The 26,163-nt window shown below is 66.6% G+C and carries 22 protein-coding genes and 1 pseudogene; 12 read left to right on the top strand and 11 right to left on the bottom strand.

Annotated elements, in window-relative coordinates:
* Nucleotides 1-8: 8 nt before the first annotated feature.
* Nucleotides 9-3,569: a response regulator gene (locus tag L1Z78_RS14070; protein WP_234637028.1), complete on the bottom strand. Its 3,561-nt coding sequence runs from the start codon at nucleotides 3,567-3,569 to the stop codon at nucleotides 9-11.
* Between the two features lie 204 nt (nucleotides 3,570-3,773).
* On the opposite strand from L1Z78_RS14070, the gene L1Z78_RS14065 reads away from it, so the two are divergent.
* On the top strand, nucleotides 3,774-4,163 hold the full coding sequence (locus L1Z78_RS14065) for a hypothetical protein (protein WP_234637027.1): 390 nt from the start codon (nucleotides 3,774-3,776) through the stop codon (nucleotides 4,161-4,163).
* Between the two features lie 116 nt (nucleotides 4,164-4,279).
* Entirely contained in the window at nucleotides 4,280-4,690 is a 411-nt protein-coding gene (locus L1Z78_RS14060; protein WP_234637026.1) for a hypothetical protein, read from the top strand.
* 21 nt (nucleotides 4,691-4,711) lie between these two features.
* Here the strand turns inward: L1Z78_RS14060 and L1Z78_RS14055 are convergent, their stop codons facing one another.
* The 5 genes from L1Z78_RS14055 to L1Z78_RS14035 form a co-directional block, all read right to left on the bottom strand.
* Nucleotides 4,712-6,493, bottom strand: coding sequence for a methyl-accepting chemotaxis protein (locus L1Z78_RS14055; protein ID WP_234637025.1), 1,782 nt, complete (start codon nucleotides 6,491-6,493; stop codon nucleotides 4,712-4,714).
* A gap of 35 nt (nucleotides 6,494-6,528) precedes the next feature.
* The gene (gene fliD, locus L1Z78_RS14050; RefSeq protein ID WP_234637024.1) at nucleotides 6,529-7,338 is read right to left on the bottom strand and encodes a flagellar filament capping protein FliD; all 810 of its coding nucleotides are present in this window, start codon (nucleotides 7,336-7,338) and stop codon (nucleotides 6,529-6,531) included.
* 258 nt (nucleotides 7,339-7,596) lie between these two features.
* On the bottom strand, nucleotides 7,597-8,325 hold the full coding sequence (locus L1Z78_RS14045; RefSeq protein ID WP_234637023.1) for a DUF4198 domain-containing protein: 729 nt from the start codon (nucleotides 8,323-8,325) through the stop codon (nucleotides 7,597-7,599).
* A 205-nt stretch (nucleotides 8,326-8,530) separates the two neighbouring features.
* On the bottom strand, nucleotides 8,531-10,450 hold the full coding sequence (locus L1Z78_RS14040) for an AMP-binding protein (protein WP_234637022.1): 1,920 nt from the start codon (nucleotides 10,448-10,450) through the stop codon (nucleotides 8,531-8,533).
* 4 nt (nucleotides 10,451-10,454) lie between these two features.
* On the bottom strand, nucleotides 10,455-11,456 hold the full coding sequence (locus tag L1Z78_RS14035) for a Bug family tripartite tricarboxylate transporter substrate binding protein (RefSeq protein WP_234637021.1): 1,002 nt from the start codon (nucleotides 11,454-11,456) through the stop codon (nucleotides 10,455-10,457).
* 131 nt (nucleotides 11,457-11,587) lie between these two features.
* On the opposite strand from L1Z78_RS14035, the gene L1Z78_RS14030 reads away from it, so the two are divergent.
* The 6 genes from L1Z78_RS14030 (at nucleotide 11,588) to L1Z78_RS14005 (ending at nucleotide 16,510) form a co-directional block, all read left to right on the top strand.
* Nucleotides 11,588-12,514, top strand: coding sequence for a LysR family transcriptional regulator (locus tag L1Z78_RS14030; protein ID WP_234637020.1), 927 nt, complete (start codon nucleotides 11,588-11,590; stop codon nucleotides 12,512-12,514).
* Nucleotides 12,515-12,563: 49 nt separating this feature from the next.
* On the top strand, nucleotides 12,564-13,145 hold the full coding sequence (locus L1Z78_RS14025) for a TetR/AcrR family transcriptional regulator (RefSeq protein ID WP_234637019.1): 582 nt from the start codon (nucleotides 12,564-12,566) through the stop codon (nucleotides 13,143-13,145).
* Between the two features lie 95 nt (nucleotides 13,146-13,240).
* Nucleotides 13,241-14,341, top strand: a complete 1,101-nt coding sequence (locus L1Z78_RS14020; RefSeq protein ID WP_234637018.1) for an alkene reductase — start codon at nucleotides 13,241-13,243, stop codon at nucleotides 14,339-14,341.
* A 66-nt stretch (nucleotides 14,342-14,407) separates the two neighbouring features.
* Nucleotides 14,408-15,040: an NAD(P)H-binding protein gene (locus L1Z78_RS14015; RefSeq protein WP_234637017.1), complete on the top strand. Its 633-nt coding sequence runs from the start codon at nucleotides 14,408-14,410 to the stop codon at nucleotides 15,038-15,040.
* A gap of 27 nt (nucleotides 15,041-15,067) precedes the next feature.
* Nucleotides 15,068-15,652: a flavin reductase family protein gene (locus tag L1Z78_RS14010; protein ID WP_234637016.1), complete on the top strand. Its 585-nt coding sequence runs from the start codon at nucleotides 15,068-15,070 to the stop codon at nucleotides 15,650-15,652.
* Between the two features lie 57 nt (nucleotides 15,653-15,709).
* Entirely contained in the window at nucleotides 15,710-16,510 is an 801-nt protein-coding gene (locus tag L1Z78_RS14005) for a SprT-like domain-containing protein (RefSeq protein WP_234637015.1), read from the top strand.
* Nucleotides 16,511-16,617: 107 nt separating this feature from the next.
* On the opposite strand, the gene L1Z78_RS14000 is transcribed toward L1Z78_RS14005, so the two are convergent.
* Both L1Z78_RS14000 and L1Z78_RS13995 read right to left on the bottom strand, forming a co-directional pair.
* Nucleotides 16,618-17,055, bottom strand: coding sequence for an OsmC family protein (locus L1Z78_RS14000; RefSeq protein WP_234637014.1), 438 nt, complete (start codon nucleotides 17,053-17,055; stop codon nucleotides 16,618-16,620).
* 474 nt (nucleotides 17,056-17,529) lie between these two features.
* Entirely contained in the window at nucleotides 17,530-18,417 is an 888-nt protein-coding gene (locus L1Z78_RS13995) for a LysR family transcriptional regulator (protein WP_234637013.1), read from the bottom strand.
* Nucleotides 18,418-18,569: 152 nt separating this feature from the next.
* Here L1Z78_RS13995 and L1Z78_RS13990 point away from each other — a divergent pair, with 152 nt between their 5' ends.
* Together L1Z78_RS13990 and argE are read left to right on the top strand one after the other, a co-directional pair.
* Nucleotides 18,570-19,907, top strand: coding sequence for a DUF3100 domain-containing protein (locus tag L1Z78_RS13990; RefSeq protein WP_234637012.1), 1,338 nt, complete (start codon nucleotides 18,570-18,572; stop codon nucleotides 19,905-19,907).
* 46 nt (nucleotides 19,908-19,953) lie between these two features.
* Nucleotides 19,954-21,177, top strand: coding sequence for an acetylornithine deacetylase (argE, locus tag L1Z78_RS13985; protein ID WP_234642170.1), 1,224 nt, complete (start codon nucleotides 19,954-19,956; stop codon nucleotides 21,175-21,177).
* A 69-nt stretch (nucleotides 21,178-21,246) separates the two neighbouring features.
* Here the strand turns inward: argE and L1Z78_RS13980 are convergent, their stop codons facing one another.
* Nucleotides 21,247-21,783 (bottom strand): hypothetical protein, encoded by a 537-nt coding sequence (locus L1Z78_RS13980; protein ID WP_234637011.1) that lies wholly within the window; start codon nucleotides 21,781-21,783, stop codon nucleotides 21,247-21,249.
* Between the two features lie 577 nt (nucleotides 21,784-22,360).
* On the opposite strand from L1Z78_RS13980, the gene L1Z78_RS13975 reads away from it, so the two are divergent.
* A complete protein-coding gene (locus L1Z78_RS13975; RefSeq protein ID WP_234637010.1) occupies nucleotides 22,361-22,888 on the top strand; it encodes a hypothetical protein in 528 nt (175 codons plus the stop codon).
* 181 nt (nucleotides 22,889-23,069) lie between these two features.
* Here the strand turns inward: L1Z78_RS13975 and L1Z78_RS13970 are convergent, their stop codons facing one another.
* Nucleotides 23,070-24,380 (bottom strand): flavin-dependent oxidoreductase, encoded by a 1,311-nt coding sequence (locus L1Z78_RS13970; RefSeq protein ID WP_234637009.1) that lies wholly within the window; start codon nucleotides 24,378-24,380, stop codon nucleotides 23,070-23,072.
* Between the two features lie 76 nt (nucleotides 24,381-24,456).
* Complete coding sequence (locus L1Z78_RS13965) at nucleotides 24,457-24,813, bottom strand: hypothetical protein (protein WP_234637008.1); 357 nt, start codon at nucleotides 24,811-24,813, stop codon at nucleotides 24,457-24,459.
* A gap of 298 nt (nucleotides 24,814-25,111) precedes the next feature.
* On the opposite strand from L1Z78_RS13965, the pseudogene L1Z78_RS13960 reads away from it, so the two are divergent.
* Nucleotides 25,112-26,014, top strand: a pseudogene (locus tag L1Z78_RS13960) (restriction endonuclease); the annotation flags it as partial.
* Between the last annotated feature and the right edge of the window lie 149 nt (nucleotides 26,015-26,163).

Raw genomic sequence — 26,163 nt, 5'->3', positions numbered from 1 at the left:
GCTCCCGGCTACTTGGGCATCCACACGCGCACCAGCGACAGGAGCTTCTCCACGTCCAGCGGCTTGGCGATGTAGTCGTTGGCGCCGGCCGCCAGGCATTTCTCCTGGTCGTCCTTCATGGCCTTGGCGGTCAGGGCGATGATGGGCAGCCTGCGCCATTGCGGCCGGTTGCGGATCTCGCGCATGGCGGTGTAGCCGTCCATCTCGGGCATCATGATGTCCATCAGCACGAGATCGATGCCTTCCTGCCCCGTGCCACACGCCTCCAGCGCCTCCAGCGCCTCGCGTCCATTGCGCGCGATCTCCACGCGGATGCCGGTGGGCTCCAGGATGCTGGACAGCGCAAATACGTTGCGCACATCGTCCTCCACCACCAGTACCGTGCGCCCCTCCAGCGCCGACTCGCGGCTGCGCGCCATCTGCAGCATCTGGCGGTGCTCGGCCGACAGCTCCGACTCCACCTGGTGCAGAAACAGCGTGACCTCGTCGAGCAGGCGTTCCGGGGAACGCGCATCCTTGATGATGATGGACTTGGAAAAGCGGCGCAGTTGCTGCTCTTCGTCGCGCGACAGCGCTCGGCCCGTGTAGACGATGACCGGGGGAAAGGACACGTCGTCCTGGTCGGTCATGCGCTGCAGCAGCTCGTAGCCGCTGATGTCGGGCAGGTTGATATCCATCACCATGCAGTCGAAGGTGGCGCCGCGCAGGTGATCGAGCGCCGCCGCCGCCGTACCGGCACAGACGATGTCCACATCGCTGCGGCTGAGCAGATGGCGCACGCTTTCACGCTGGCGCTCGTCATCCTCCACCACCAGCACGCGCCGCAGGTCCTGGGTGAACTTGGCCTCCAGACGCTGCAGTGCCTGGACCAGCTCCTCGCGCTTGACCGGCTTGAGCGCGTAGCCGACGGCGCCACGGCCCATGGCCTCCTGCGCATAGTCGGCGACCGAGACCACATGCACGGGAATATGGCGCGTATCCGGGTTGCGCTTGAGCTGGTCGAGCACGCCCAGACCCGAGAAGTCGGGCAGGTTGATGTCCAGCACGATGGCATTGGGCTGGTTGGCCGCCGCCATGGCCAGCCCGTCGGAGGCGGTGTTGGCCACGTCGCACACGAAGTCCATCTCGCGTGCCAGTTCGGCCAGGATGTCGGCGAACCGCAGATCGTCCTCGACGACGAGGATGCGGCGGCCGTCGATACGGCGGCCGTCGATACGGCGGCCGTCGATACGGCGGCCGTCGATACGGCGGCCGTCGATACGGCGGCCGTCGCCCAGGGCATTGCCCTGCGTGGCATCTGTCCGCGGTGTCGCCGTGGCCACGGCGGGCGCGAACGCGGGTGCGAAGGCCGGCGCAGCCGGAGCCATGCCCGCCGATGCCACCGCAGGCACGGCAGCCAGGGGCGTGCGCATGGCCTGGGGCGGCGGTGTGCCCGCGGTGCCCTGGTCCGGCAGCGCGCAGTCCAGTTCCACAGGCACGGTGAGCGTGAACACGCTTCCCTGTCCGGGCGTGCTGGCCACGGTGAGGGTACCGCCCAGCAGCCCTGCCAGATCCCGCGAGATGGACAGGCCCAGCCCCGTGCCGCCGAACTTGCGGTGGGTGCTGCCGTCCGCCTGGCGAAAGGCATCGAAGATGAATTGCTGCTGCTGCTCGGCAATGCCTATGCCGGTATCGCGCACCGCGAAGGACAGCATGCCCTGCGGCGCACAGGACACCTTCAGGTCCACCGAGCCCTTGGCCGTGAACTTGAGCGCGTTGGACAGCAGGTTCTTGAGCACCTGGGCCAGCCGCATGGGATCGGTGTGCATGGACACAGGCACGCCAGGGTCCACGGACCAGGCCAGTTCCAGTCCTTTTTCGTGCGCGATGGGGCGCAGCGGCTCCATCAGCGTCTGCAGGGCCGAGGCGATGACCACGGGTTCGGTCGAGACGCTGACCTGACCCGCCTCGATCTTGGCCAGGTCCAGGATGTCGTTGATCAACGCCAGCAGATCGCTGCCGGCAGCGTGGATGGTCTGCGCGTACTTGACCTGCTCGGCCTGCAGGTTGCCGGGCCTGTTGTCGGCCAGAAGCTTGGCGAGGATCAGCGTGGAGTTCAGCGGCGTGCGCAACTCGTGGCTCATGTTGGCCAGGAACTCGCTCTTGTACTGGCTGGCCAGCTCCAGCTCGCGGGCCTTGCCGGTCAGCGCGTCCTGGGCGCGCAGCAGCTGCTCGCGCTGGTACTCCAGCTGCTGGGTCTGCTCCTCCAGATGGGCATTGGTCTGCTCCAGCTCGGTCTGCTGCTGCTCCATCTGCGCCTGCGACTCCTGCAGCACGCGGCTTTGCTGCTCCAGCTCCTCGTTGCTCACGCGAAGCTCTTCTTGCTGGCTTTGCAGCTCCTCCGACTGGCGGCGCGTCTCCTCCAGCAAGGTCTCCAGTCGTGAACGGTCTATTCCCGAGCGGATGGCAACGGCCAGCATCTCGGACGCGCGCTCCAGCAGGCTGCGCTCGGTCTCGCCCACCTCGCGCAGAAAGCCCAGCTCCAGCACCGCGAAGACCTCGCCATTTTCCATGGCGGGTGCCAGCATCAACTGCAGCGGAGCGGACTGGCCCGTGCCCGACGAGATCTGCAGGTGCTGCGCCGGCAGCTCGCTGACATGCAGCAGCCTGCGCGAAAGGGCCGCCTGGCCGGCCAGTCCCTCACCGGCCAGCAGCCGGTGCTGGAGCCGCTCGCGCGGCAGGGCGTAGCCGCCGAACAGGCGCAGTCCGCCATCGGCACAATCCACCACGTAGGCCGCCCCTACCTGGGCTCGCAGATAGCCGGCCAGATAGTCCATCACCTTCTGCCCCAGATCCTCCAGGCGTTGGTCGCCCTGCAATTGCTGGCCCAGGCCCGACAGGCCGGCCGCTACCCATGACTGGCGGGCCTTGGCACGGTATTCGCGCACCGACAGTGCCGCCGAGGCGAGGATCAGGCCCAGCAACAGGAAAGAACCGCCCCAGGAATAGTAGGCCGAGGTATTGGCGGCCTCCACCCACAGCTGGCGGCGCTGCTCCAGTTCGCGGCTCTGACGGGTATAGAGATCGTCGACCAGCTCGCGCAGCCTGTCCATGGCATTCTTGCCCAGGTCCAGGCGAACCAGGGCCATGGCGGCATCCAGGTCTCCGGCCCGGCGAAGGTCGATGGTCTCCTGCAGCTCGCGCAGTTTCTGGTTCGTGATGTCCTCGATCTGCGCCAGCAGCTTGTGCTGCACGGCATCGCTGGACGTACGCGCCTTGAGCACCTCCAGCTGCTTGCCCATCGCATCACGCGCCTGCTGGTAGGGTTGCAGATAGGCAGGGTCGCCCGTCAACAGAAAGCCCCGTTGCCCGGTCTCCGCATCCTTGAGCGAGGCGTTGAGCAGGCTGAGCTGGCGCATGGCCAGCGTCGTGCGGTCCATGGCTTCCACGGCCTGGGCCCGCATCTCCGAGGCCCGGAAATTGACGAAGGCAATGACCAGCGTTGCAAGAGCTGCCGCGCCAAATCCGGCGACGAGAGTCCACGGGATCGCAAATCGCTGGGTCGATCGGGAACTGGAGGAACGTTGCATGCGAGGGATGATGCGCAAGAGGGCGGAAAAAGGGCGGGAGGGACCGCCAGGGACTGTAACGTCTTTACGGGGCCATGGGAGGCGGCCGTCATCAGTTTCGCGACGCAATGCGAACAGACCCGGCGGACGGTGGCCCGGGCAGCCGTTAACATGGCCCGCTGCATCCCGCTGGTGGATGCCCGCGAACTCTCCAGGAAACAGTCCATGAAGAATCTTGCCCTCACCACTGCCTCGCTGGCCGCACTCGCCTGCCTGGTTTCGCCTGCGGCCGGCGCTGCGCCAGTGACATTTCTGAACAGCACCATCGTTGCCCGCATTCCCGCCAAGGACCTGCCCGACGCCAAGGCCACGGTGGCCAGGGTGCTCAACGAGGCCGCGGATGGCTCGGTGACTGAATGGAGCAGCCGCCCGGGCCGGGCAGGCCAGCGCGTGCAGATGGCACTGAAGCCCGAGCAGACGGTGCAGACCCAGTCCGCCGGCAACTGCCGCCTGCTGTCCGCGCAAGTGCGCCAGCTGTCGACCTCGGAGAACTGGCGTTTCTGGTTCTGCCGCCAGTCCGATGGCTCATGGAAGGCCAGCGGCAGCCAGCCTTGAGCCGGTGCGCCAACGCCCCGGCCCCTGCGGCGGTGAATCCGGCATGGGCCTACGCCAGGACCTTTCGGCGCGTGCGAGCATCCTGCCCATGCCTTTCAGCCTGCGGAGAAAATGCCATGCCCCTTGAATTCCTGACATCTGCCCGGCCGCCGGCCACCCCGCGCCTGGCCGCTGCCCTGGCCGCGCTCTCCTGGGCGTTGCTGGCCGGCTGCACGGCGGAGGTCTCCGCCCAGCGCGCGGGCTTTCCCATGGCCGACGTGGCCCGGTTCAATCAGCCACCGCCGGACCAGCCGCTGCTGGGCCAGCCCGTGATCCTGGCCAGCCAGGTCCTGCCACCGGCCAAGGCCGATCCGCATGAGCCGCTGCCGGCGGCCGTGCCCCTGCCCGCCAAGGCTTCCCTGCCCGACGGTACCGCCAGCACCAACATGGAGGATGCTGGCGGCGTGAACCCCGCCGCCGGTCAGGCGGCGGCCATCAGCGATGGCCAGGGCGAGGGCTCCAAATACCAGCTCGGCGCCCCCAAGTAGCTGCGGCCATTGCGGGACGCATCAGAACGAAGTCCAGTCCCCGTCGTCCGCTGGGGAGCCGGCCGGTGCAGGCGCTGCCGGCTTGGTGGTCGACGCGGGCAACCGTGCGGCAGCGGAGGCTGCCGGTACCGAGGGTGTCGCGGGCGCCGTCGCCGCACGCGCGTTGCTTGCGGCCTTGGCGGCCAAGGGCCGTGCCGGCCCCTGAGCCATGGAGGGCGGGGTGTGCGCCGGAGGCCGGGCCGCCGCGGCGCTCGTGGCAGGCGCGCCATCGATGCGGAACACGCTCACGGCCGCGGCCAGCTGGTGGACCTGGGACTTGAGCGACCCCGTGGCCGCCGCGGCCTCCTCGACCAGGGCGGCGTTCTGCTGGGTCACGCTGTCCATCTGCGAGATGGCCTGGTGCACCTGGTTGATGCCGCTGCTTTGCTCCTGGCTGGCGGCCGTGATCTCGGCCACCAGGTCACTGACACGCTGCACGCTCTGCACGATGCCGTCCATGGTGCGGCCGGCCTCGGCCACCTGGCGCGTACCCGCCTCCACCTTGGAGACGGAGTCGGCGATCAGATCCTTGATGTCCTTGGCCGCCGAGGCGCTGCGCTGGGCCAGCGCACGCACCTCGCCCGCCACCACGGCAAAACCCCGGCCCTGCTCGCCCGCGCGCGCCGCTTCGACAGCGGCGTTCAGCGCGAGGATGTTGGTCTGGAAGGCGATGGAGTCGATCACGCCGATGATGTCGGCGATCCTGCGGCTGGATTCGCTGATGCCGCCCATGGTGTCCACCACGCCTGCGACCACCTTGCCGCCCTGCACCGCCGTCTGCGATGCCGAAGCCGCCAGCTGGTTGGCCTGGCGCGCGTTCTCGGCATTCTGCTTGACGGTGCTGGTCAATTGCTCCATGGCCGCAGCGGTCTGCTCCAGGGAACTGGCCTGCTGCTCGGTGCGCGAGGACAGGTCCTGGTTGCCCGCATCGATCTGGCCCGAGGCCGTGGCGATGCTGTCCGCGCCCGAGCGCACCTGGCCCACGACCTGTGCGAGGTTGTCGTTCATCTGGCGCAGGGCCTGCAGCAACTGCCCGGTCTCATCGCGCGAATCCACGGTGATGCGGCTGGTCAGGTCATTGCTGGCCACGGTGCGCGCCACGCGCACGGCCTCGGCCAGCGGGCGGGTGATGCTGCGCGTGATCCACCAGGCGGCCAGCGCGCCCAGCACGAAGGCCAGGGAGACCACCGCGATGATGGCGCTGCGGCTGGCCGAAAAGCGCGCCAGCACGGTCTGGGCCGAATCGTCGATGGCTGCGCGCTGCATGTCCAGCAGGCGCTGCACCATGTCGATGTAGCGCTGCGTGGCGGGCTGGTACTCCTGGGTGAAGAGCCGCTCGGCGTCCTCGGCCCGGCCCTCGGCCTTGGCCTTGGTCACGACGTCGCGGCCTGACAGGTAGCCGGCACGCGCCTTCTTGATCTCCACCCAGATGTCTTTTTCCTCCTGGCTTTGCAGCAGGGGCTCGATGCGGTCCTGCAGCTTGCCGGACTGGCGCGAGGATTCGGCGGCGTCCTCGGCGAAGAAGGTGGCCAGCGAGGGATCGCTGCTCTTGGCGATGGCCGTGGTGCGGCGCGATCCCGAATGGATGTTGCGGAACCAGTCGCTGATCATCCGCTCCTTGGCCAGGGCCACGTCGGTGATCTCGGTGGTGGAACGGGCCATGTGGCCCATGCTGAGAATGCTGGTGACGCTGATCAGCAGCATGATCAGCAGCAAGATGGTGAAGCCGCCGCCGAGACGGAGACCGATGCGCAGGTTGTTCATGTTGGAAGATGCGGAACGCTGGACGGTGACGGGATCTAGTTCCTGAGGTAGGCGTCCAGCACCATGCGGTTCCAGTTGGCCGAGCCGACCAGCGAGTCGCCCAGTTTCTCGGCCGTGGCGACCACGGCGCTTTGCTGCTGCTGCAGGGCCTTGACCCTATCCCCCAGGCTGGACATCGAAGCGCTCAGGCGGCTGCCCGAGGACAGCGCGCCGTTGGCGCTGTTCTCCACGGCCTTGCCGATGCCGGCCAGTGCCGAGGTCACTCCCGCCGCATCGCTGGCCAGTGCCTTGTCCAGCGCCTTGGCATCCACGGACAGGCTGCCGTCGCTGCCCTGCACGATGCCCATCCGGGTGAGGCTGGGCGCGGACGCGCTGCCACTGACACTCATGATGGCCGCGCGCAGCTCACGCATGGCGCGGGTCGCGCCGATATCGGTCGTGGAGCCGCCCTTGGCCACGCTGGTGTTGTAGCGCGCCACCAGTTTTTCGAGGGCTCCCTGGACGGATTCCTTCGTGCTGGTCGCCGTCAGGGCCGCCAGATCCTTGCCGGCCGACCCCAGATCCACCAGGGAGGACTTGAACTGCCCCAGGGCCGACAGCGAGGTCGATCCCGCCTGCGCCTGGGCCGCGATGCGCTCGTGTGCCTTGGACAGGGAAGGCGCCAGCTTGCGGACCTTCTCGGCCTCGCTGGTCTGGGTCTGGGTGTTTTCCGTCTTGTTCTCGCTGGTGCCGGTCTTCTGCTTGCCGTTGTCCGAGGACGTCTGCGCCGTGCTGCTGGCGTTGAGCCGGGTCTGGGCCCGGGCCAGCAGGCTTTGCACGTTCAGATTGTCTGCTCTGATGCTCATGTTCTCTTCCCTGTGAGTTTCGCGGAGGGCACGGACGCGAGGCCTGCCCATGGTCTGGCGGGAAGACTACCGGGATGGATGCGTGGCGATGCCGGGAAAAGCGGGCTGCTTGCCCGCGACTTGCGCCCTTTGCCGGGCACGTTCCGTGCCGGGCGCGCTTGCGGGGCAGCGGCGGGCGCAGGCTGATCGCCTGCCGCAGACAGAAAAGCCTCCATGCGATCCGCATGGAGGCCGTGGCAAGGCAGACCTTGCGCTTTTCTACTTGTTCGGCGTGGCGGCCGGGCCGGCCGGGATGGGGGCCACACCGTCGGGCTTGACATAGGTGACCGAGGTCACATAGTGCACGCCGTCGTATCTTTCAGCGCCGTTCGGGCCGACGCGCTCTCCGCCGCTGCGCTCGTCGTGCGTGGCCTCGGCCACATAGGTGCCCTGCCAGGGCATGTCGAACTGCACCAGGCCCTGCCCGTCGGCGTGGGCCTCCTTGCTCCAGCCCGATTGCACGGTCAGCACCACCTTGGCCTTTGGCAGGGGCTGGCCCTTGTAGATGACCTTGAATTCGCCGGCCTTGCCCGAGGGCACGACGTCCAGTGTCAGGCGCGGTGCCTGGGCGGCAAAGCCGGTGATCAGGCGCGCGGCCGGGTGGTACCAGTTGCGCAGCTCCTGCCCATCCTTCTTCGTGGTGTAGAGCGGGTAGCCGGCATCCTCGGCCACGATGGTCTCGTCCTTGCCGGCCTTGAAGGGCAGCGCAAAGCCGTTGCCGGTCTTGCGGCCGTCGGCGGCCTTCTCGCCCTGGGCGCCCACCAGGGTCGCCACAGGCCTGCCGAACTTGTCGAGCAGGCCCGGCGAGGTCTCGCGCAGGTTGTCGCCGAACTCGCCGAAACGGATCACGGCGCTTTCGCCGGCGGGCTGCTCCAGCCAGATCTGGTGGGCCTGGCTCGCGCCGCTGGCGGCCAGGAGTGCGGAGACGAGAATCCGGTGCATCTTCATTGCTGCTTCCTCAAGGGACAAAAAACAGCCGCCGGCACGATTGCGGGCCGACGGCAGGGGCGTTCTTCACAGGGGCACGCTGTGCCGCTGTGCCGCTGTGCCGCTGGTTCATTGAATGCGAATTGTTTGCATTCTATGCGCAACGGACACGCCAATGAGGCAAGGCAACCACCATTCGCGGATCTGTCCCCCAGCAGATCCGTACTCAGATGCCATCGTCGATGCGTACGGGTTCGCCGATGAAGGACAGGGCCTGCGCCAACTCCATCCAGGGCCTGCGGTCGGCATGCGTGCTGCCGGTGCGCAGCACGAAGCCCTCGCCTTCCGTGTGGGTGGCTCCGGCGCCGGGCGCCAGGTCCAGGCCTCGCCGCCCGTGGATCTGCTCGACCAGGGTCCGGGCATAGGCTTCACAGGCCATGCTGCGCATGCGCGGCTTGTAGACCTTGCCGACGTTGGTGGTGGGCAGCGCATCCAGGATGCGCACATAGCGCGGCCGTGCCGGCGCCTCGTCCACGCCGGCCGAGGCAAAGGCCAGCAGCGACGCCTCGTCGGCCCGGGCCCCGGGATGCAGTGCCACGAAGGCCACGGGCACCTCCCCCGCATAGGGATCGGGCGCGCCCACGGCGGCACAGGCCTTGACGGCCGGGTGGCGCTCCAGCGCCTGCTCGATGACCTGGGGATCGATGTTGTGGCCGCTGCGGATGATCACGTCCTTGGAACGACCGCGCAGCCGCAGCAGGCCGTCGGCGCCGACCGAACCCAGGTCGCCCGTGATCAGCCAGCCGTCCTCCGTCAGGTAGCCGCCGCGCTCCACGCCTCCCAGGTAGCCGGAGAACAGATTGGGCGACCGGAACAGCACCATGCCGGTCTCGCCGGGCGCGGCCTGCTCCGGCGTGGGCCGTCCGTCCGGCCCCATGCGGCGCACGGCCAGGCGCGCGAACGGCAGGCGCAGGCCCACATGGCCGGCCGCCGCATGCAGGCCCGGCGGCGTGATCGTGGAGATGCCCGTCATCTCGGTCATGCCCAGGCTCTCGTGCACATGAAAGCCGCTGTGGGCCTTGAAACGCGCAGCGACCTCGGGCGACAGCGGCGCCGCTCCCGTGCGGAAGTAGCGGATCGAGGAGACATCCGCTCCGTCCAGGGGCACCTCCGCCAGCGCCGCCAGCACGGTCGGCACGGCCGACATCAGCGTGGGCCGCCATTGCGCCACCAGGCGCCAGAACGCGGCGATCACGGCCTTGTTGCGGAACAGCCCCGTGGTCGGGATGATGACCTGGGCCCCGGCCGAGAAGCAGGCCAGCGAGCCCGGCAGCACGCCGGCCACATGGAACAGCGGATAGCCGTTGATGGTGCGGTCGTCCGTGTTCAGGCCCTGCATCTGCACGCTGGCCCAGGCGGTGTAGACCTGGGCGCCATGGGTCTGTACGGCGATCTTGGGCGCGCCCGTCGTGCCCCCGGTGTGAAAGAAGGCGGCCACATCGCCGGGCCGGACCTGGCGGCCGCTCACCAGCCGGTCGCCGGGCTGCGCGGCCATGGCCGCATGCAGGTCGCCGCAGGGCCAGCGCAGGCCCTGCATACGCGGCGCATTGCCCTCATGCGAAACCCAGAGCACATGCGTGAAGTCCGCATCCAGCGCCGCCACCTTGTCGCGGATGCCGGCATCGTCCTCATCCGCCCAGGCAATCAGAAAGCGCGCCCCGGTGGTCCGGATCAGTGCGGAGATCTTCTCCACGCTCAGCAGCGGGTTGACGGGCTGCACGATGCCGGCCACCTCGCCGCCCCACAGCGCGAAGTGGTACTCGGCACAGCCGGGCAGCAGGATGGCCACGGCGTCGTCGGGGCCCATGCCCAGCGCATGCAGGGCATTGGCGGTCTGGTGGATGCGGCACAGCAGCTCGGCATAGCTCAGGTGGACCGCGTCGTCCACGCTGTCGGCGCGGGGCAGAAAGCTCAGCGCCCTGCCCTGGCCATGCTCTCGGGCCGAATTGCGGAAGATGTCGTGGACCGAGGACGCCGTGACCAGTTCGGCCATGGGCCGGCTTTCGATGGCTTCGACATCGGCCAGGCTGCGCACGGCCCGCAGCGGCCGGAACATGGATTGCGGCATGGGTTGTGTCAGGGCCATGGCCTCATTCCGCGCCCAGGCCGTTGGTGCGCACGACCTCGCCCCAGCGCGTGTAGTCGCTGCGGATCAGGGCCTCGGTGTCCTGGGGACCGAGGTAGGCTGCCGCCACGCCGATCTTCTCGAAGCGTTCACGCACCTCGTCGGTGGCCAGCAGCTGGCGCGAGGTGGCGCTGAGTTTGTCGATGATGGCGCGCGGCGTGTCCCTGGGCGCCACCAGGCCGCCCCAGGACGAGGCTTCATAGCCGCCAAAGCCCTGCTCGGCCATGGTCTGCACGCCATCGAGCGCCTTCACCCGCTGGGGCGTTCCCACGGCCAGCGCCCTCAGGCGCCCGCTGCGGACATGGGGCAACGCCGAAACCATGTCCGCGTAGATCACGGGCACCACGCCGCCCAGCGTGTCGTTCATGGCAGGCGCACTGCCCTTGTAGGCCACGTGCTGCATGGTGTGCAACCTGGCCGACTTCATCAGTTCCATGCTCAGATGGCCCGAGCTGCCCGCGCCGGAGCTGGTGTAGTCCAGGGTCGCGGGCTGCGCCCTGGCGTACTGGAAAAGGGACTTGAGGTCCGTCACCTTCGGCAAGGACTGGGCATTGACCGCGATCACATTGGGCAGGTCATAGATCTTGGTGACCGAGGCGAAGTCCGCGGCCGGATGGAACTTGACGTTCTTGAAGAAGTGCGGCGCCATGATGGTGGGCGTGACCATCATCATCAGCGTGTAGCCATCGGGCGCCGCCGCGCGGAACTGGCCCGCCGCCACCGCGCCCGAAGCGCCGGGCCTGTTCTCGATCACCACCGGCTGACCGAGTTGCCGGGCCAGTGCCTCGGCGTAGACGCGCGCCGCGCCGTCGGTGGGCCCGCCCGGCGGGAAGGGAACCACCAGGCGGATGGGCTTGTCGGGCCATGCGCCCGTGTCGGCCAGTGCCGATCCGCCCGGTGCCGCGAACGCGGCCATGCCCAGTGCCAGGCCTGCCGCCAAGGCCTGCCGTCTTGTCTTTCCTGCCATCTTGTCTCCTTGGATATTGCTCTGTGGATGGTGTCCGTCCAGGCCATTCTGCCCAGTGCTCCTGCTTTGACAATGGCGGCGCCGATTGACATCATGTCAAACAATATTGACACCCTTGCTGTTTTCCACGCATGGATCTCCTCGCATTCAACATCCTGGTCCAGATCATCGAGCACGGAAATCTGAGCCAGGCGGCAAAGTTCTTGAACATGTCGCGGGCCAACGTGAGCTATCACCTGGCCCGGCTGGAAAAGTCCCTGGGCGCCTCGCTGCTGCGCCGCACGCCCCAGGGCGTGGAGGCCACCGAGGTCGGCCGGCGCATCTACCGCCATGCGCGCAACATCCTCGACGAAGCCGAACTCGTGCGCGACCTGGCTCAGAGCAGCACGGACGAGATCTCGGGAAAGATCGGCCTGAGCGTGCCCACCGGCTATGGCCACCTGGTCATGGCGCCCTGGCTGATCGAGTTCAAGCGCCGCCATCCCCAGGTGGTGCTGGACATCCGCCTGGAGAACTTCATCGACAACCTGCTCAAGGACAGCGTGGACATCGCCATCCGCGTCATGTCCGACCCGCCGCCCATGCTGGTGGCACGCGACATGGGCCCCGTGCGCTACAGCCTGTGCGCCTCCAGCGACTGGCTGCGCGAGCACCGCATGCCGCAGACGCCGTCCGAGCTGCAGCGCACGCCCCTGATCACCTCCGGCGGGGAAAGCGGCCGGGTGCGGGTGCAGGTCGCCAAGGTCGGCCAGCCCCTGCAGGAACTGGACATCACGCCCACGCTGATGTCGCGCAGCTACCCCTTCCTGTGCGACTGCATCGCGTCCGGCCTCGGCGTGGGGCTGGTGCCGGACTACATGGTGCGCGAGCCGATACGGCAAGGCCGCATCGTGCCGGGCATGTGCGACCATGAATTCCACATCAACCAGGGACGCATGTTCATGCTCTACATGCCCAACCGCTTCCAGTCGGCGGCCACGCGGACCCTGATCGACTTTCTGGGCGACCGGATGGGGCTGGCACGCGTGATCCGCCCCGGAGATGCCTCCGCAGCATGAATCAAAACTTGTAGACGACTGGTCGGTTTTTGCATTAGACTTCCATCCCATGAAGAAACCCGCCCAGGAAACACGCCAGCACATCCTCGATGTGGCCAAGGCGCTGATGACCCAGAAAGGCTATACGGCCGTCGGCCTGGCCGAGGTGGTCGCGGCCGCGGGCGTGCCCAAGGGGTCCTTCTACTACTACTTCAAGTCCAAGGAAGAGTTCGGCCAGGCCCTGCTGCAGGAATACTTCGACGAGTACCTGGCCAAGATCGACGCACTCATGGAGACGCCCGATCCGGCCATCACGCGGCTGATGAGCTATTTCCGCCACTGGACGCGCAATCAGTGCTCGGCCCAGGCCGGGGGCCAGTGCCTCGTGGTCAAGCTGGGCCCCGAGGTCTGCGACCTGTCCGACGACATGCGCTCCGTGCTGCGCACCGGCACCGACGCCATCATCAACCGCCTCACGCACTGCGTGCAGGCCGGCCAGGCCGATGGATCGATCACCTCCACGCTGGCGCCTGCCGTGCTCGCGGAATCGCTGTACCAGCTCTGGCTGGGCGCCTCCCTGCTGTCCAAGCTGGGCCGGCATGAAGAGCCGTTCGCCGCAGCCCTTGTCTCCACCAGGCGGCTGCTGGGCTGAGCAGGCCCGGCCGCCGCTTTTTATTTGCCCTGCTTGTAGACGACTGGTCAACTTCAATCACCACCTCCTTTCTTCAACCACCACCTCCACACACCATGATTGACCACAGCCTCCACACCGATCTGTTTTCCCCCGCCCGACTGGGCGGCCTGTCCCTGGCCAACCGCTTCGTGATGGCCCCGCTGACGCGCAGCCGCGCAGGCGAGGACGGCGTGCCCACCGAACTGCATGCCGCCTACTATGCCCAGCGCGCCAGCGCGGGCCTGCTGATCAGCGAAGCCGTCAACATCTCGGCCCAGGGCCGCGGCTACAACCTCACGCCCGGCATCTGGACCGAGGAACAGGTCGCCGGCTGGAAGAAGGTCACCGACGCCGTGCACGCGGCCGGCGGCAAGATCGTCGCCCAGCTGTGGCATGTGGGTCGCTACTCGCATGTGGACCTGCAGCCCGGCGGGGCCGCCCCCGTGGCCCCCTCCGCCATCAAGGCCGAGGGCGTGACCTTCACCCCCAAGGGCGTGGCCGAGGTCTCCATGCCCCGCGCCCTGGAAACCGGCGAAATCCCCGGCATCATCGAGCAGTACCGCCACGCGGCCGAGTGCGCCAAGCGCGCGGGCTTCGACGGCGTCGAAGTGCATTCGGCCAACGGCTACCTGCTGGACCAGTTCCTGCGCGACTCCACCAACCACCGTGGCGACGCCTATGGCGGAAGCATCGAGAACCGCGCGCGACTGACGCTGGAAGTCACCGACACCGTGGCCAAGGTCTGGGGCGCGGACCGCGTGGGCATCCGCCTGTCGCCCGTGACGCCCAATGCCGGCAACACCCCTCTGGACAGCGATGTGATGGCGCTCTATGGCTACCTCATCCCCCAGCTCAACCGCTTCGGCCTGGCCTACCTGCACTTCGTGGAAGGCGCCACCGGCGGCTCGCGCGAACTGCCGCCCGGCGTGGACCTGGACGCGCTGCGCAAGCTCTTCGACGGCGCCTACATGGGCAACAACGGCTATGACCTGGCACTGGCCATGGACCGCCGTGCCAAGGGCCTGGTCGATGCCGTGGCCATCGGCCGCCCCTTCATCGCCAACCCCGACCTGGTGGCGCGCCTGCGCCACGGCAAGGAACTGGCCGTGGCGCCGCACGAGGCCTACTACGGTGGCGGCGCCCAGGGCTATACCGACTGGCCGGTGGCCGCCTGAGCGGGCCAACCGCCCCACGATCTGCGGCACACTGGCCGTTCTGCGTTCGCATCAAAGGACCAAGCCATGCAACTGCTGATCGTGGGCGCCACCGGCCTGGTGGGCAGCCAGGTGCTGCAACAGGCCCTGGCCGACAGCCGCATCACCCGCGTGGTGGCCCCGGTACGCCGGGCGCTGCCATCGCATCCCCAATTGTCCGCCCCCGTCGTCGATTTCGAGCACCTGCCCGAAGACGCCGACTGGTGGCAGGCCGACGCCGTGGTCTGCACGCTGGGCACCACCATCAGGACGGCGGGCAGCCAGGCCGCCTTCCGGCGCGTGGACCATGACTATCCACTGCTGGCCGCCCGCCTTGCGCGGCGCCACGGCACACCGACCTATGTGCTGAACTCGGCCATGGGTGCCGATGCGCGATCGCGCATCTTCTACAACCGCGTCAAGGGCGAGCTGGAGCATGACCTGCAAGGAGAAGGCTTCACCTCGCTCACCTTCGTTCGTCCCGGCCTCATCAGCGGCCCGCGCACCGAGCACCGCGCGGGCGAGCGCGCCATGGTCACCGTGCTGGGCGCGCTGGGACCGCTGCTGCCCCGGCGCTGGCGGCTCAATCCCGCCCACCGCATCGCCCAGGCCCTGGTCGACGCGGCGCTGCGCGCCGAGCCCGGTGTCCATGCCGTGGGCTCCGAGGCGCTGGCCGAATGACTTCCCCGTGATTCACAGGATTCCTGAATGCCTGCCCCTATCGCCCCGGTCGATCTCTCCAAGTCCTACCGCCTGATCAACCACGGCCCCACGGTCCTGGTCTCCGCCCGCCACGACGGCGTGGACAACGTCATGGCCGCGGCCTGGTGCTGCGCGCTGGACTTCGCCCCGCCCAAGCTCACCGTGGTCCTCGACAAGGCCACCGCCACGCGGGCGCTGGTCGAGCAAAGCGGCCTGTTCGTGATCCAGGTGCCCACGGCGGCCCAGTTGCGGCTCACGCACGAAGTCGGCACGCGCAGCCTGACCAGCGATGCGCACAAGCTCGCGGACAGCGGCGTCGCGCTGCTCGATTTCGCCGGCTTCGACCTGCCCTTCGTCGAAGGCTGCGCGGGCTGGCTGGCCTGCCGCCTGATCCCCGAGCCCCACAACCAGCAGGCCTACGACCTGTTCATCGGCGAGATCGTCGGCGCCTGGTCGGACACGCGCGTGTTCCGCGACGGCCACTGGCATTTCGAGGACACCGACCCCGCGCTGCGCAGCCTGCACTACGTGGCGGGCGGGCATTTCTATGCGATCGGGGAGGCTCTGGAGGTACGGGACGAATCACCCTGACCTGGCCTGTGCCAGGCCTGTTCCGGAGGAGGCATCGTTGTATTGCACAATCCAGCAATGCCTCCAGCCGTCATCCGCAACGCTCCCACCCGTGAAACCTATGCCGAGCTGCAGCAGGCCTACGAACACTTCAACCATCGCCTGTTCTGCGACACCCTCCCCCACTGTCTGATCACGCTGCAGCGCGAAAAGCGCACCTGCGGCTATTTCTCGGCCGCGCGCTTTGCCTCGCTGGACGGCAGCACCACGGACGAGATCGCGCTGAACCCTGCCTATTTCGCGGCCGTGCCCATCATCGAGACGCTGCAGACCCTGGTGCATGAGATGACGCATCTGTGGCAGCACCACTTCGGCACGCCGGGCCGGGCGCGCTATCACAACGAGGAATGGGCGGACAAGCTGGAATCGCTGGGCCTCATGCCGTCGTCCACGGGCCGGCCGGGCGGGCGGCGCACGGGCGACATGATGGCCGACTACGCCATCGCGGGCGGCCCGTTTCTCGCGGCCTGCGAGGCCTTGCTGACCACCCGCTTCCAGCTCAGCTGGTACGACCGCTTTCCCGCCATCGAGCATGTGGTCACGGGCCAGTGGAGCATGGCCACGCAGATCCAGGGCATGCAGGGCACCCAGCCGCCCATGTCGGCCGTGCCGGCCCTGGCCGAGGCCGTGCGGCCCGTGGGACAGTCCGTGGCGGTGCCGGGCTCGGCCACGGGCGAGACCACCGTGCAGCCGGTCAACAGGTCCCTGCGCCTCAAGTACAGCTGCGGCGGATGTGTCGCGCCCGTCAATGTCTGGGGCAAGCCGGGGTTGAACCTGGTCTGCGGCGATTGCGGCAAGGGCTTCACGGCCTTGCCCTGAGTCGCCGGGGCAAGCGACCGCCGCCACGCGAGAGATGGACGGGAAACGTCGCGAGCCTGAACTCCAGCGGCTGCCCCATATGCCATGCACCGCCCAGGACCCGGCACCTACTGCCGCAGCGTGGCCACCAGCGTCACCTCGGGCACGCCTGCCAAGGCCTTGGACAGCGGGCACTGGGACTTGGCCTCCTGCGCGATCTGCTGGAACTGCGCCTCGTCGATGCCGGGCACCCTGGCCTGCAGCGTCAGGGCGATGCGGTCGATCCTGAAGCCCTCGCCATCCTTGGCCAGCCTCACCTTGGCCGTGGTGTCCAGCATCTCGGTGGCGATGCCGGCCTTCTCGCAGGCGAAGGCAAAGGCCATTGTGAAGCAGGCGGCATGCGCGGCGCCCACGATCTCCTCGGGATTGGTCCCCTTGCGGTCATCCCCGAAGCGGCTGCCGAAGCCATAGGAATGGTCCTTGAGCGCGCCGGTTTCGGTACTGATGCGGCCCTGGCCTGTCTTGCCTGCACCTTCCCAATGGACGGAAGCGGTTTTCTCGGACATGCGTTTCTCCTGTGCGTTGAGTGGACAAGCTGCCATCACAGCACGGACTCACCAACTCCCGGCGTGGTCCCAGGACGCACCAGCCACCCCGCGCACGTCCTACAGCCTCGACGCCTCCCCGATCCCATGGCTGCATGCAGTCCGATGCAATTGCCAGCTGTGTGGAAACCATGCCTTTTTCCCTCGACCACATCACTCCAGCCAAGCCAGCTGTGCCATGCACCGGCACAGCTCATCGGACAGCGCCAGATCGTGCGGCGGCATCGCACCGGCAGCCAACGCCACTGCCGAGGCCTGGCCGCCTTGACCATCTCCAGCGTGACACGCTCGGAACACTGAACGCCGGCGCGCGAGCCGGTCACGCCAAGGAACCCGGAGACGGGGGCCTTCTTCGACCGCAGCCGATCTCCCTGACCGCTGAGCGCCCCCGGAATCAAGGGGTTGTTCATACCCCCACGGAATGCTGCACGGGGATCACAGCCTGCCCAGGCTCGATCGCAGCCACGACAGCACGGCGTCGAAGGTGCCGGCATCATGGTCGCCTGCGGGCGCCAGCAGAACGTAGCACGTGCCATCGGCGACAAAGCCCCGGGGAGCACACAGCACACCGTTGGCGATGTCGTCGGCCACCAGCGCGATCGGGCCGATGGCGATGCCCGCGCCGGCCGTTGCGGCCTGAAGGCTCAGGTAGAAATGCTCGAAGCGCAGTTCGCGCGCGGGCTGCAGACGCACCCCGGCGGCCTGCGCCCACTGTGCCCAGGCCTCTGGCCGCGTCTGGGCATGCAGCAGCACACCGGTGACCGGGCCCGGGCCGGCCAGCGCCGGAGCCAGCTCGGTCCTGCACACGGGCCCCACGCGCTCGTCCAGGAAGGCTTCGGCGCGCACATCATCGGAGATGGGAAAGTCGGCGCGGCGAATCGCCAGGTCAATGCCCTCCCGCGCGAACGCCACCCGGCCACCGGCGGCGACCAGACGCAATTCACGGTCCGCACCCAGCGCGTCCTGCAAATCGCCCAGGCGGGGGATGAGCCAGCGCATCAGCAGGGTCGGCTCGCAGGACAACACCAACGGCCGATCCAGACGGCCGCTGCGCCGGGCCCGCGCCAGCGCGTCATGCAGGCGTTCCAGCGCGCCCTGCACATCCTTGGCCAGCATCCTTGCCGCCGGCGTGGGCTGCACTGCGCGGTGGGCGCGCTCGAACAGCGCGAAACCCACGCTGGCCTCCAGCTCGCGCACCGCCCGGCTCACGGCGCCGTCGGTCAGATGCAGTTCCCTCGCGGCCTTGCTGACGCTGCCGCAGCGCACCGTGGCTTCGAAGGCGCGCAGCGCGGACAGCGGGGGAAGGCGCAGTGAAGCGGGCATGGTGCGAGTGCCTTGCAGTTGAGCATCAATCAATGATTGATTTCATATTAATCCATTTACCCATTGATAGCTTTCATGCAAATTTGAACCGCTGATTGATCTTCAGGCAATAAAAAGCCCGGGGCCTGCCTCGGGAACAGGAGACAAGAGACATGGGTATCCCCGCTGAAAACGCCGGCCTTCCCAGCCTGCCGACCCGGCTGCGGCTGTTCGTCGTGGCCGCCGCCATCGTGCTGGTGGCCGAACTCATAGGCACCTTCCGCCTGCCCCTGGGGCCTGGCAAGGTGGTGCTGCTGCCCATGATCTGGGCGCTGCTGCTGGGTACGGCCCTGGGCATGATCGGAGCGCGGGGCCGCGGCCTGCAGCGCCTGGACGTGAAGACCCAGTTCTATGCGGCCGCCATCCTGCAGCCCGCGCTGCTGCTGTTCGTCGCCAAGCTGGGGCTGATGGTGGGCACGGCCCTGCCCGAAATCGCCAAGGCAGGCTGGGCACTGGCCTTCCAGGAGCTGGGGCACTTCGTCGGGACGATCGTGCTGGGCCTGCCGTTGGCGCTGTTGCTGGGCATCAAGCGTGAAGCCATAGGAGCCACCTTCTCCGTCGGCCGTGAACCCAGCCTGGCCATCATCGGCGAAAAGTACGGCCTCAACTCCCCCGAAGGCAGGGGCGTCATGGCCGAATACCTGACCGGAACCATCTTCGGCAGCGTCTTCATCGCCGTCTTCGCGGGCTACGTGGCCAGCCTGGGCATCTTCCACCCGCTGGCCCTTGCCATGGGGGCGGGCATGGGCTCGGGCTCCATGATGGCCGCTGCCGCGGGCGCAATCGCTGCGCAGCAGGCCCCCGAAATGGCGAAATCCGTGATGACCTTCGCCGCCGCCAGCAACCTGCTCACGACCACCATAGGCACCTATTTCACGCTGTTCCTGTCCCTGCCGATGGCAGTCTGGGGCTACCGCCTGCTCGAACCGCTGATCGGGCGCAACCGCAAGAATGCAGCGCCCCCAGCCGAAACGCCCTCCACGGCCGTGCGGGACACCGTCCCGGAAGCGATCCCCCGGCTCGGCTTTCGGGGCAAGCTGGTTGCCTGGGGGCTCACGGCGCTGTTGGCCATGGCATGCGACTGGATGTCGCGCGGCGCCAGCCCGCTGCAGGCCCTGCCGGGCATGGCCATCCTGCTGGGCGCGACGCTGGCGGGAGAGTTGCTGTGCGCGCTGACGCGGCGCAAGATCCCCGCCGTCTGCACGGTCTCCGTCGTGGCGATGTTCATGGTGTCCCCGCTGTCCCCCTGGGCGGCCCAGGTCACCGAATTGAGCAGCTTCAACAGCTTCCTTGGCTTCACCACTCCCATGCTGGCCTTCGCTGGCCTGTCCATCGCCAAGGACATCCCGGCCTTCCGACAGCTCGGCTGGCGCATCGTCCTCGTCTCGTTCGCCGCCAATGCCGGCACCTTTCTCGGCGCGGCAATGATCGCGCAGGCATTCCACATCTGAACGCTGTTTCGCAGGCAGGCCCCAGACCGGCAACCACCCACAGGAGATTACCCATGACCACCCCGGCCCCCCCCACCCCGCCGCCGCCCTCTCGCAGCCCGCCCTGGATTGGACCCAGCGCCTGGTCAGCCTGGACACCACCAGCCGCAACTCCAATCTCGGCCTGGTCGAGACGGTGCGCGACCACCTTCGCTCAGAGGGCTTCACCTGCCATCTGAGCTACAACGCGGATGGCGGCAAGGCCAACCTCTTCGCCACCCTCGCCGCAGCCAATGGCGACACCCAGGGCGGCATCGTGCTGTCCGGCCATACCGACGTGGTCCCCGTGGACGGGCAGTCCTGGGATACGGACCCCTTCTGCCCCAGCACCAAGAATGGCCGGCTCTACGGCCGTGGCACCTGCGACATGAAGGGCTTTCTCGGCGTGGCGCTGGGACTGGTGCCCATGCTGCGCCAGACGGCGCTGGCGCGGCCCATGCACCTGGCCCTGTCCTATGACGAAGAGGTGGGCTGCGCGGGCGCGCCGGGCATGCTGCTCGATCTGCAGCAGCGCGGCCTGCGGCCCGACGGCTGCATCGTCGGAGAGCCCAGCAGCATGCGCGTCATCGTCGCCCACAAGGGCATGAACGCCTACCGCTGCTGCGTCACAGGCCATGCGGCGCACTCCTCGCTGACGCCGCGCGGTGTCAACGCCATCGAATATGCCGCGCGCTTGATCTGCCATATCCAGGACTTGGCCCGCGAATTCGAGACCCAAGGGCCCTACGACCACGCCTTCGACGTGCCGTTCACTACCGCCTCCACCGGCACCATCCGGGGCGGCATCGCCTTCAACACCGTGCCCGACCAATGCGACTTCGATTTCGAATTCAGGAACCTGCCCGGCTGCGATGCAGCGCAAATCCTGCAACGCATCCGCGACTACGCCGAAGGCAGCCTGGTGCCCCGCATGCGCAAAATTCACGCGCAGGCCGGTATCCGCTTCGAGCCCATCTCGGCATCGCCCGCGCTGGACATGGCCGAGCAGGCCGCCATTCACCAGCTCGTGCGCGCCCTGCGCCGGGACAGGGACACCCGCAAGGTGGCCTACGGCACCGAAGCAGGTTTGTTCCAGCAGGCAGGCATTCCCAGCGTGGTCTGTGGGCCGGGCAGCATCGAGCAGGCGCACAAGCCGAATGAGTACGTGGAACTGGAGCAACTGGCCAGTTGCGAGCGCTTTCTCCGCAAGGTGATCGCCAGCCAGTCGGTCGAGGGTGCTGCCGGTACCTGACCATCCAGGCGATGGTGGGCCGGCCAGGTGAATTGCCTGGCGTGGACCGAGGGCCGGATGGCCGGATCGTCAAAGCTCCACAGCGGCAGGAAATCCGTCCAGTACGGACTTGTAGGTATCTCGCATGCGGTTGAGGTTTCCGAGCGCCTTGCGGGCGAACCAGATCATCGCCGCAGCGACAACCAGGCCCAGGATGCCCACCCCGAACAGCAAGAGCGGCAGGGAAATCAGGCCGATGAGGATGCCTGTCACCAGCACGACCTTCATCAGCAGGTTGCCCAGCGACATCTGCCGGGCATATTCGGGATGCACGCTCCCATAGAGATCCAGCTTGTATGCAGGGCCTTGCACCGGCTGGAACAGCATCAGGCGGCAGGTCTTTCTGTTCCCGAGCAGATGGGCGAACTCATAAAAAATGAACCGGGTCCCGGCCTCCCCCAATGTGGCTTCGAACATCGGCTCCGCCGCGGAGAAGATCTGCACGTTGTGGATACGGCCATGCTCCTTGAATTCCAGATAGGCATACGTGACCCAATCGTCCTGGGCATCGACGACGGCATGACCCCACTCCACCAATTGGTCCACGATATCGGTCTTTTTCCCCATGAGCCCTCTCTCCTCCGAATTTTTTTATCGATGCACTGGACTGTGCCAGCACCGAGAGCATACACGCGAAACCAGCGGTTACACGATGGGGCCGAAAAGATCCCGTCATCGAACTATATCACTGGCGAAATGACCTGATCCACCGGATTCAACGCTTCACCAGAAAAAACCACCAATGTCAACTCTGGAGAATTTCATTGAATACATGGACTGCGGAATCCAGTGCATCCAAAAGTGTTGCAAAATGTGCAATCGTCAGCCAGCCGCCGCTGTCGCAACTCCATGATCTGGCATGCCGCAAGGCTGTTCGATATCGCTGGAAAAGAATTGCCGGATTGCGCCGTGTTCGGTGCAGGTGGCTGGATAGCGATGAAGATTAACTGAAATAATAACTGCCTAACATGGCCCAAAAATCAAAAAACAAACAGGATTTCAATGACATGCAGATAGATATCCCAAACTATACGCTGCCGAAAGTTGGCTAAAACAGTCAATACCATCAAATTCAGACCTCAGATGCCAGCACTCCCCCAGGAGGCATCGAAAATCTTCTCCATTGAATTCAAGGGACTACGGCATGGCCGTCACTGTCAAAAAAGTCATTGAAGCATTTGATCTGTTGTTTTCTTCGATGCATCGCAAAGAGTTTTGCAAAAGCCTGCGATTGAGAGACTTCACAGAGCGAGAACTGCAACCGTTGGTCAGGACATTCCTTTTAGGATATTTTGGAGAATCACTCGTACCCGAAGCTGCCGCAGTTCTTCCGGGCTCGTTGAGCGGCACAGGTCGTGTGGACTATCTCATTGGGAATGTCGCAGTTGAATTGGCCGTTCGCAACAAGGGAAAAGCAAAATCAACAATCTCTTCTTCCGTCAATACAAACGAAGTAAAGAAACTGATGAAGCATGATGGTCTGGCCGTGTTGGTCTTGCTGGACTTCTCTGACTCCCCTGCCAGCGATGAGGAAATAAGTCGCTTCAGGGAATGGCCTTCCTTGGGGCGCGGGAATCACAGGAAATCGCCTTTCAACATTGCTTATTTCCATAAAGAGCAGAAGAGCCTGGAATTGGCATGCATCAAGAAGAACATTCGCGTCAATTCATAGATCTGATTTTCATCAGAAAATGCTGCAGTCCATATACCACATGCAATGAACATGGTACGAGAAGAGAGGTTCTTCTACCTGCTTCAGCATTTCACCGGAATGAAATTTCTCCCGCAGCGGCACCTGTCCAAAGGCCAATGAAGAACCGCCAAACTGCCGCGCAGGCCAGGAGCATGCCGCCTCAGCCTCTTCCCACACGCTGCCCCGGCGCAATGGTGTGAGCTGCGGCATTGAGCGTCTCGATCGCAAAACCTGCCGCTGCCTTGTACCGGGCCATGAAGCCCTCGCGCTCCTCGCGTGGAAGAACGTCGTCGATGTGCTCGAAGACGCCGCCGCAGCGCTCATCCACCAGGCCCAGCAGGCCGAACGGCCCGGCCCCCCGGTTGCGCAGCACCAGCGCCGAGATGTCCTTGCACAGCCTGTCGTCATAGGCGCGCAGGGCCTGCGGGCCCACGCCGTGCGCGATGAGCTGGGCGCCCAGCACGCGGGCGTCCACGATGGCCTGGCTGGCACCGTTGGAGCCCACCGGGTACATCACATGCGCCGCATCGCCCAGCAGCGCCACGCGCCCATCCACCCAGGTGGGCACGGGGTCGCGGTCGATCATGGGGTACTCGAAGACATCCCGCGCCCCGCGCAGCATGGCCGGCACGTCCAGCCAGCTGTAGTTCCAGCCCTCGAAGTGGTGGATGAACTCCTGCAGCGCCACGCGCCGGTTCCAGTCGCCCTGCTGCCAGCCCCCGCCGTTGTCCACGGTGATCTCGGCGATCCAGTTGATGGTGGCCAGGCCCGTGACCGGGTCCGGCGGCGTAATGGGGTACAGCACCACGCGGTGGCGCAGCGAACCCAGGCCCACGAAGGACGCGCCCGTGCGCACCGGCACCCCCGGCGTGGTGCCGCGCCACATGATGGCCCCGCCCCACTGGATGGGCGGCTGCGCGGGATGCATCTGCGCGCGCACGGCCGAATGCAGGCCATCGGCCGCCACCAGCAGCGAACCCGCCACTTCCAGCCGCTGGCCGTCGCGCGTGTCGATGAGCGCCGTCACGCCATCGGCGTCCTGCCGGTAGCCCGCCACGCGCTGGCCCAGCCGCACGGCGCCTTCGCCCAGGCGCTGCTTCACGGCGTCGAACAGCATCATCTGCAGCTGCCCACGGTGCACCGAGTACTGCGGCCAGCGGTAGCCCGCCTCCAGCCCCCGGGGCTCGGCATAGATCTCGTTGCCGTTGCGGCCGACCAGCGCCCATTCCCGCGCCTGCAGGCCGATGGTGTCCAGCACATCGTTGCCGAAGCCCAGGTCATGCAGCTCCCGCACGGCGTTGGGTTGCAGATTGATGCCCACGCCCAGCGGCTGCAACTGCGCCACCGATTCGAGGACCACGCAGGGCACGCCAATCTGGTGCAGCGTGAGGGCCGTGGCCATGCCACCGATGCCGCCGCCGGCAATGAGCACGGGGCGGGATGCATTGTTGTGTGAAGCAGCAGCAGACATGCCGGGATTGTCCATGCAATGGCGGCCGGGGAATGTCGCGCCTGCGGCGCGAGGCAGACAAGCTCCTGCGGCTCCATCACACGCCAGTACTGGCCAAGGGAACGGCTGGCGGCAGGCCGCATGACGGCAATGCCCTCGATGCCGTCCGCATCCGGCACGATGGCCTCCGACAGGAACCGGTTGTAGAGGTGGAACTCGCCCGGCCGGTCACTTGGGGGCGCAGCGCCATGGCTTCGGAAAACTCCAACCGAAACTCGTCCTGCTTTTGCATGCCCAGCATGGCGTGTATCAGCTGCGTGCTGGTCGGGTTGTCGGTCACCGCCGTCTCGAAGAACGTCGTCAGCTCTATCCCGCCGCCGGAACCGAGGACGGAGATACCGCTGTAGATATCGGAAGACGGGGTGAAGGCATTCGTTGAATCTGCAGAAAGCACTGGAGATATGGACAGTCGCCGGGCCGTTTTCCCGAATCAGGACAAGCTGTCCCCTGTGCGACCCATGGCAATGGCCACGGCCAAATCACAGCGTCAAACGACAAGCCAATGAATTCCGTGAGCCCTGTCTGCAATGGCTGCTACGCAATCAGTAGCGCATTGCACGTATCGTTCACCCTGCAGAAAACCAGCCCAATGTCAATTCCTCCTGATTTCATCGCACCCCCATACGCAGGAATTCAGTGCGCCCGCAAATGTTGCAAAATGTTCCGCAATTTGAAGCAATGGGGGCAAGGGAGTGGCAAGAAAGCGCAAGACCAGCACGGCGGAAGATTTCATGGACCTGATCGCCCTGCTGCCCTGGTGGGCCGGTGTGGCATTGGCGCTCATCAGCTACATGGTGCTGCACGCCATTGCCATCCGCCCCCTGCCCTCCGTGCAGAACCCGCAGCAGATCGGCTCCCTGGCCACCACGGCCATCTGGCAAGGCCTGGCCACGGGGGGCCAATACCTTCTTCCCCTGCTCTGCCTGGCCGGCGCCGCCATCTCCGCCATGCGCAAGCGCCGCCGCAACCGGCTGTTTGAATCCACCTCGGCCAGCGCCAGCGCGGACGCATTGCAGAGCATGTCCTGGCAGGCATTCGAAATCCTCGTGGGCGAAGGATTCCGGCGGCGCGGCTACCGGGTGCAGGAAAACGGCGGTGGCGGCCCGGACGGCGGCGTGGACCTGGTGCTGACCAAGGACGGTGAAAAGACACTGGTGCAATGCAAGCAGTGGAAAGCCTTCAAGGTCGGCGTCTCCACGGTGCGCGAACTCTATGGCGTGATGGCGGCCACCGGTGCGGCGGCGGGCATTGTGGTGACTTCGGGGAAGTTCACGCAGGACGCCGAAGCATTTGCCGAGGGACGCAATATCCGGCTCATGAATGGAGCGGCGCTGATGAAGCTGCTGCGCGAGGCACGGGAACAGACCGGCGCATCACCCCGGCCAGGAACCCGAAAGGCCGCAGATTTCGCGGATACCGTGGCCGTGGAGATGCCGACTGAATTGCTGCCTTTGGAGCCGCGAGCCGTGCTGTCGCGTGAGCCTGAATGCCCGCAATGCGGGAAGGCCATGGTTCGGCGCGTGGCCAAGCGGGGGGGCTACGGCGGGGAAGGCGTTTTGGGGTGTTCGGGGTTTGGGGCGGGGTGTCGGGGACTAGGGAGATTGGGTGATGTGTTGGGTTCAGGTTGGTGGTGGACTGCTTCCGACCCAAAGCAGTCTTATGCGGTTCCCCATAGCAGTCTTTGGAGGGCTGCACTTCATGGGCTATCCTGACGGCATGAAATCCTCCTGCCCCCCAGTGCCAT

This window comes from Delftia tsuruhatensis, from assembly GCF_903815225.1.
Lineage (GTDB): Bacteria > Pseudomonadota > Gammaproteobacteria > Burkholderiales > Burkholderiaceae_C > Comamonas > Comamonas tsuruhatensis_A.
This window is presented reverse-complemented; position numbering and strand designations above follow the sequence as displayed.

Coding starts and splice junctions, on each gene's coding strand:
- L1Z78_RS13975 (WP_234637010.1), top strand. CDS start 22,361: ATGGCCGTCACTGTCAAAAAAGTCATTGAAGCATTTGATCTGTTGTTT.
- L1Z78_RS13970 (WP_234637009.1), bottom strand. CDS start 24,380: ATGTCTGCTGCTGCTTCACACAACAATGCATCCCGCCCCGTGCTCATT.
- fliD (WP_234637024.1), bottom strand. CDS start 7,338: ATGAGCATCAGAGCAGACAATCTGAACGTGCAAAGCCTGCTGGCCCGG.
- L1Z78_RS14040 (WP_234637022.1), bottom strand. CDS start 10,450: ATGGCCCTGACACAACCCATGCCGCAATCCATGTTCCGGCCGCTGCGG.
- L1Z78_RS14060 (WP_234637026.1), top strand. CDS start 4,280: ATGCCCCTTGAATTCCTGACATCTGCCCGGCCGCCGGCCACCCCGCGC.
- L1Z78_RS14035 (WP_234637021.1), bottom strand. CDS start 11,456: ATGGCAGGAAAGACAAGACGGCAGGCCTTGGCGGCAGGCCTGGCACTG.
- L1Z78_RS14025 (WP_234637019.1), top strand. CDS start 12,564: ATGAAGAAACCCGCCCAGGAAACACGCCAGCACATCCTCGATGTGGCC.
- L1Z78_RS14015 (WP_234637017.1), top strand. CDS start 14,408: ATGCAACTGCTGATCGTGGGCGCCACCGGCCTGGTGGGCAGCCAGGTG.
- L1Z78_RS13990 (WP_234637012.1), top strand. CDS start 18,570: ATGGGTATCCCCGCTGAAAACGCCGGCCTTCCCAGCCTGCCGACCCGG.
- L1Z78_RS14020 (WP_234637018.1), top strand. CDS start 13,241: ATGATTGACCACAGCCTCCACACCGATCTGTTTTCCCCCGCCCGACTG.
- L1Z78_RS14065 (WP_234637027.1), top strand. CDS start 3,774: ATGAAGAATCTTGCCCTCACCACTGCCTCGCTGGCCGCACTCGCCTGC.
- L1Z78_RS13980 (WP_234637011.1), bottom strand. CDS start 21,783: ATGGGGAAAAAGACCGATATCGTGGACCAATTGGTGGAGTGGGGTCAT.
- L1Z78_RS14030 (WP_234637020.1), top strand. CDS start 11,588: ATGGATCTCCTCGCATTCAACATCCTGGTCCAGATCATCGAGCACGGA.
- L1Z78_RS14070 (WP_234637028.1), bottom strand. CDS start 3,569: ATGCAACGTTCCTCCAGTTCCCGATCGACCCAGCGATTTGCGATCCCG.
- L1Z78_RS13995 (WP_234637013.1), bottom strand. CDS start 18,417: ATGCCCGCTTCACTGCGCCTTCCCCCGCTGTCCGCGCTGCGCGCCTTC.
- L1Z78_RS14010 (WP_234637016.1), top strand. CDS start 15,068: ATGCCTGCCCCTATCGCCCCGGTCGATCTCTCCAAGTCCTACCGCCTG.
- L1Z78_RS14055 (WP_234637025.1), bottom strand. CDS start 6,493: ATGAACAACCTGCGCATCGGTCTCCGTCTCGGCGGCGGCTTCACCATC.
- L1Z78_RS14045 (WP_234637023.1), bottom strand. CDS start 8,325: ATGAAGATGCACCGGATTCTCGTCTCCGCACTCCTGGCCGCCAGCGGC.
- L1Z78_RS14000 (WP_234637014.1), bottom strand. CDS start 17,055: ATGTCCGAGAAAACCGCTTCCGTCCATTGGGAAGGTGCAGGCAAGACA.
- L1Z78_RS14005 (WP_234637015.1), top strand. CDS start 15,710: ATGCCTCCAGCCGTCATCCGCAACGCTCCCACCCGTGAAACCTATGCC.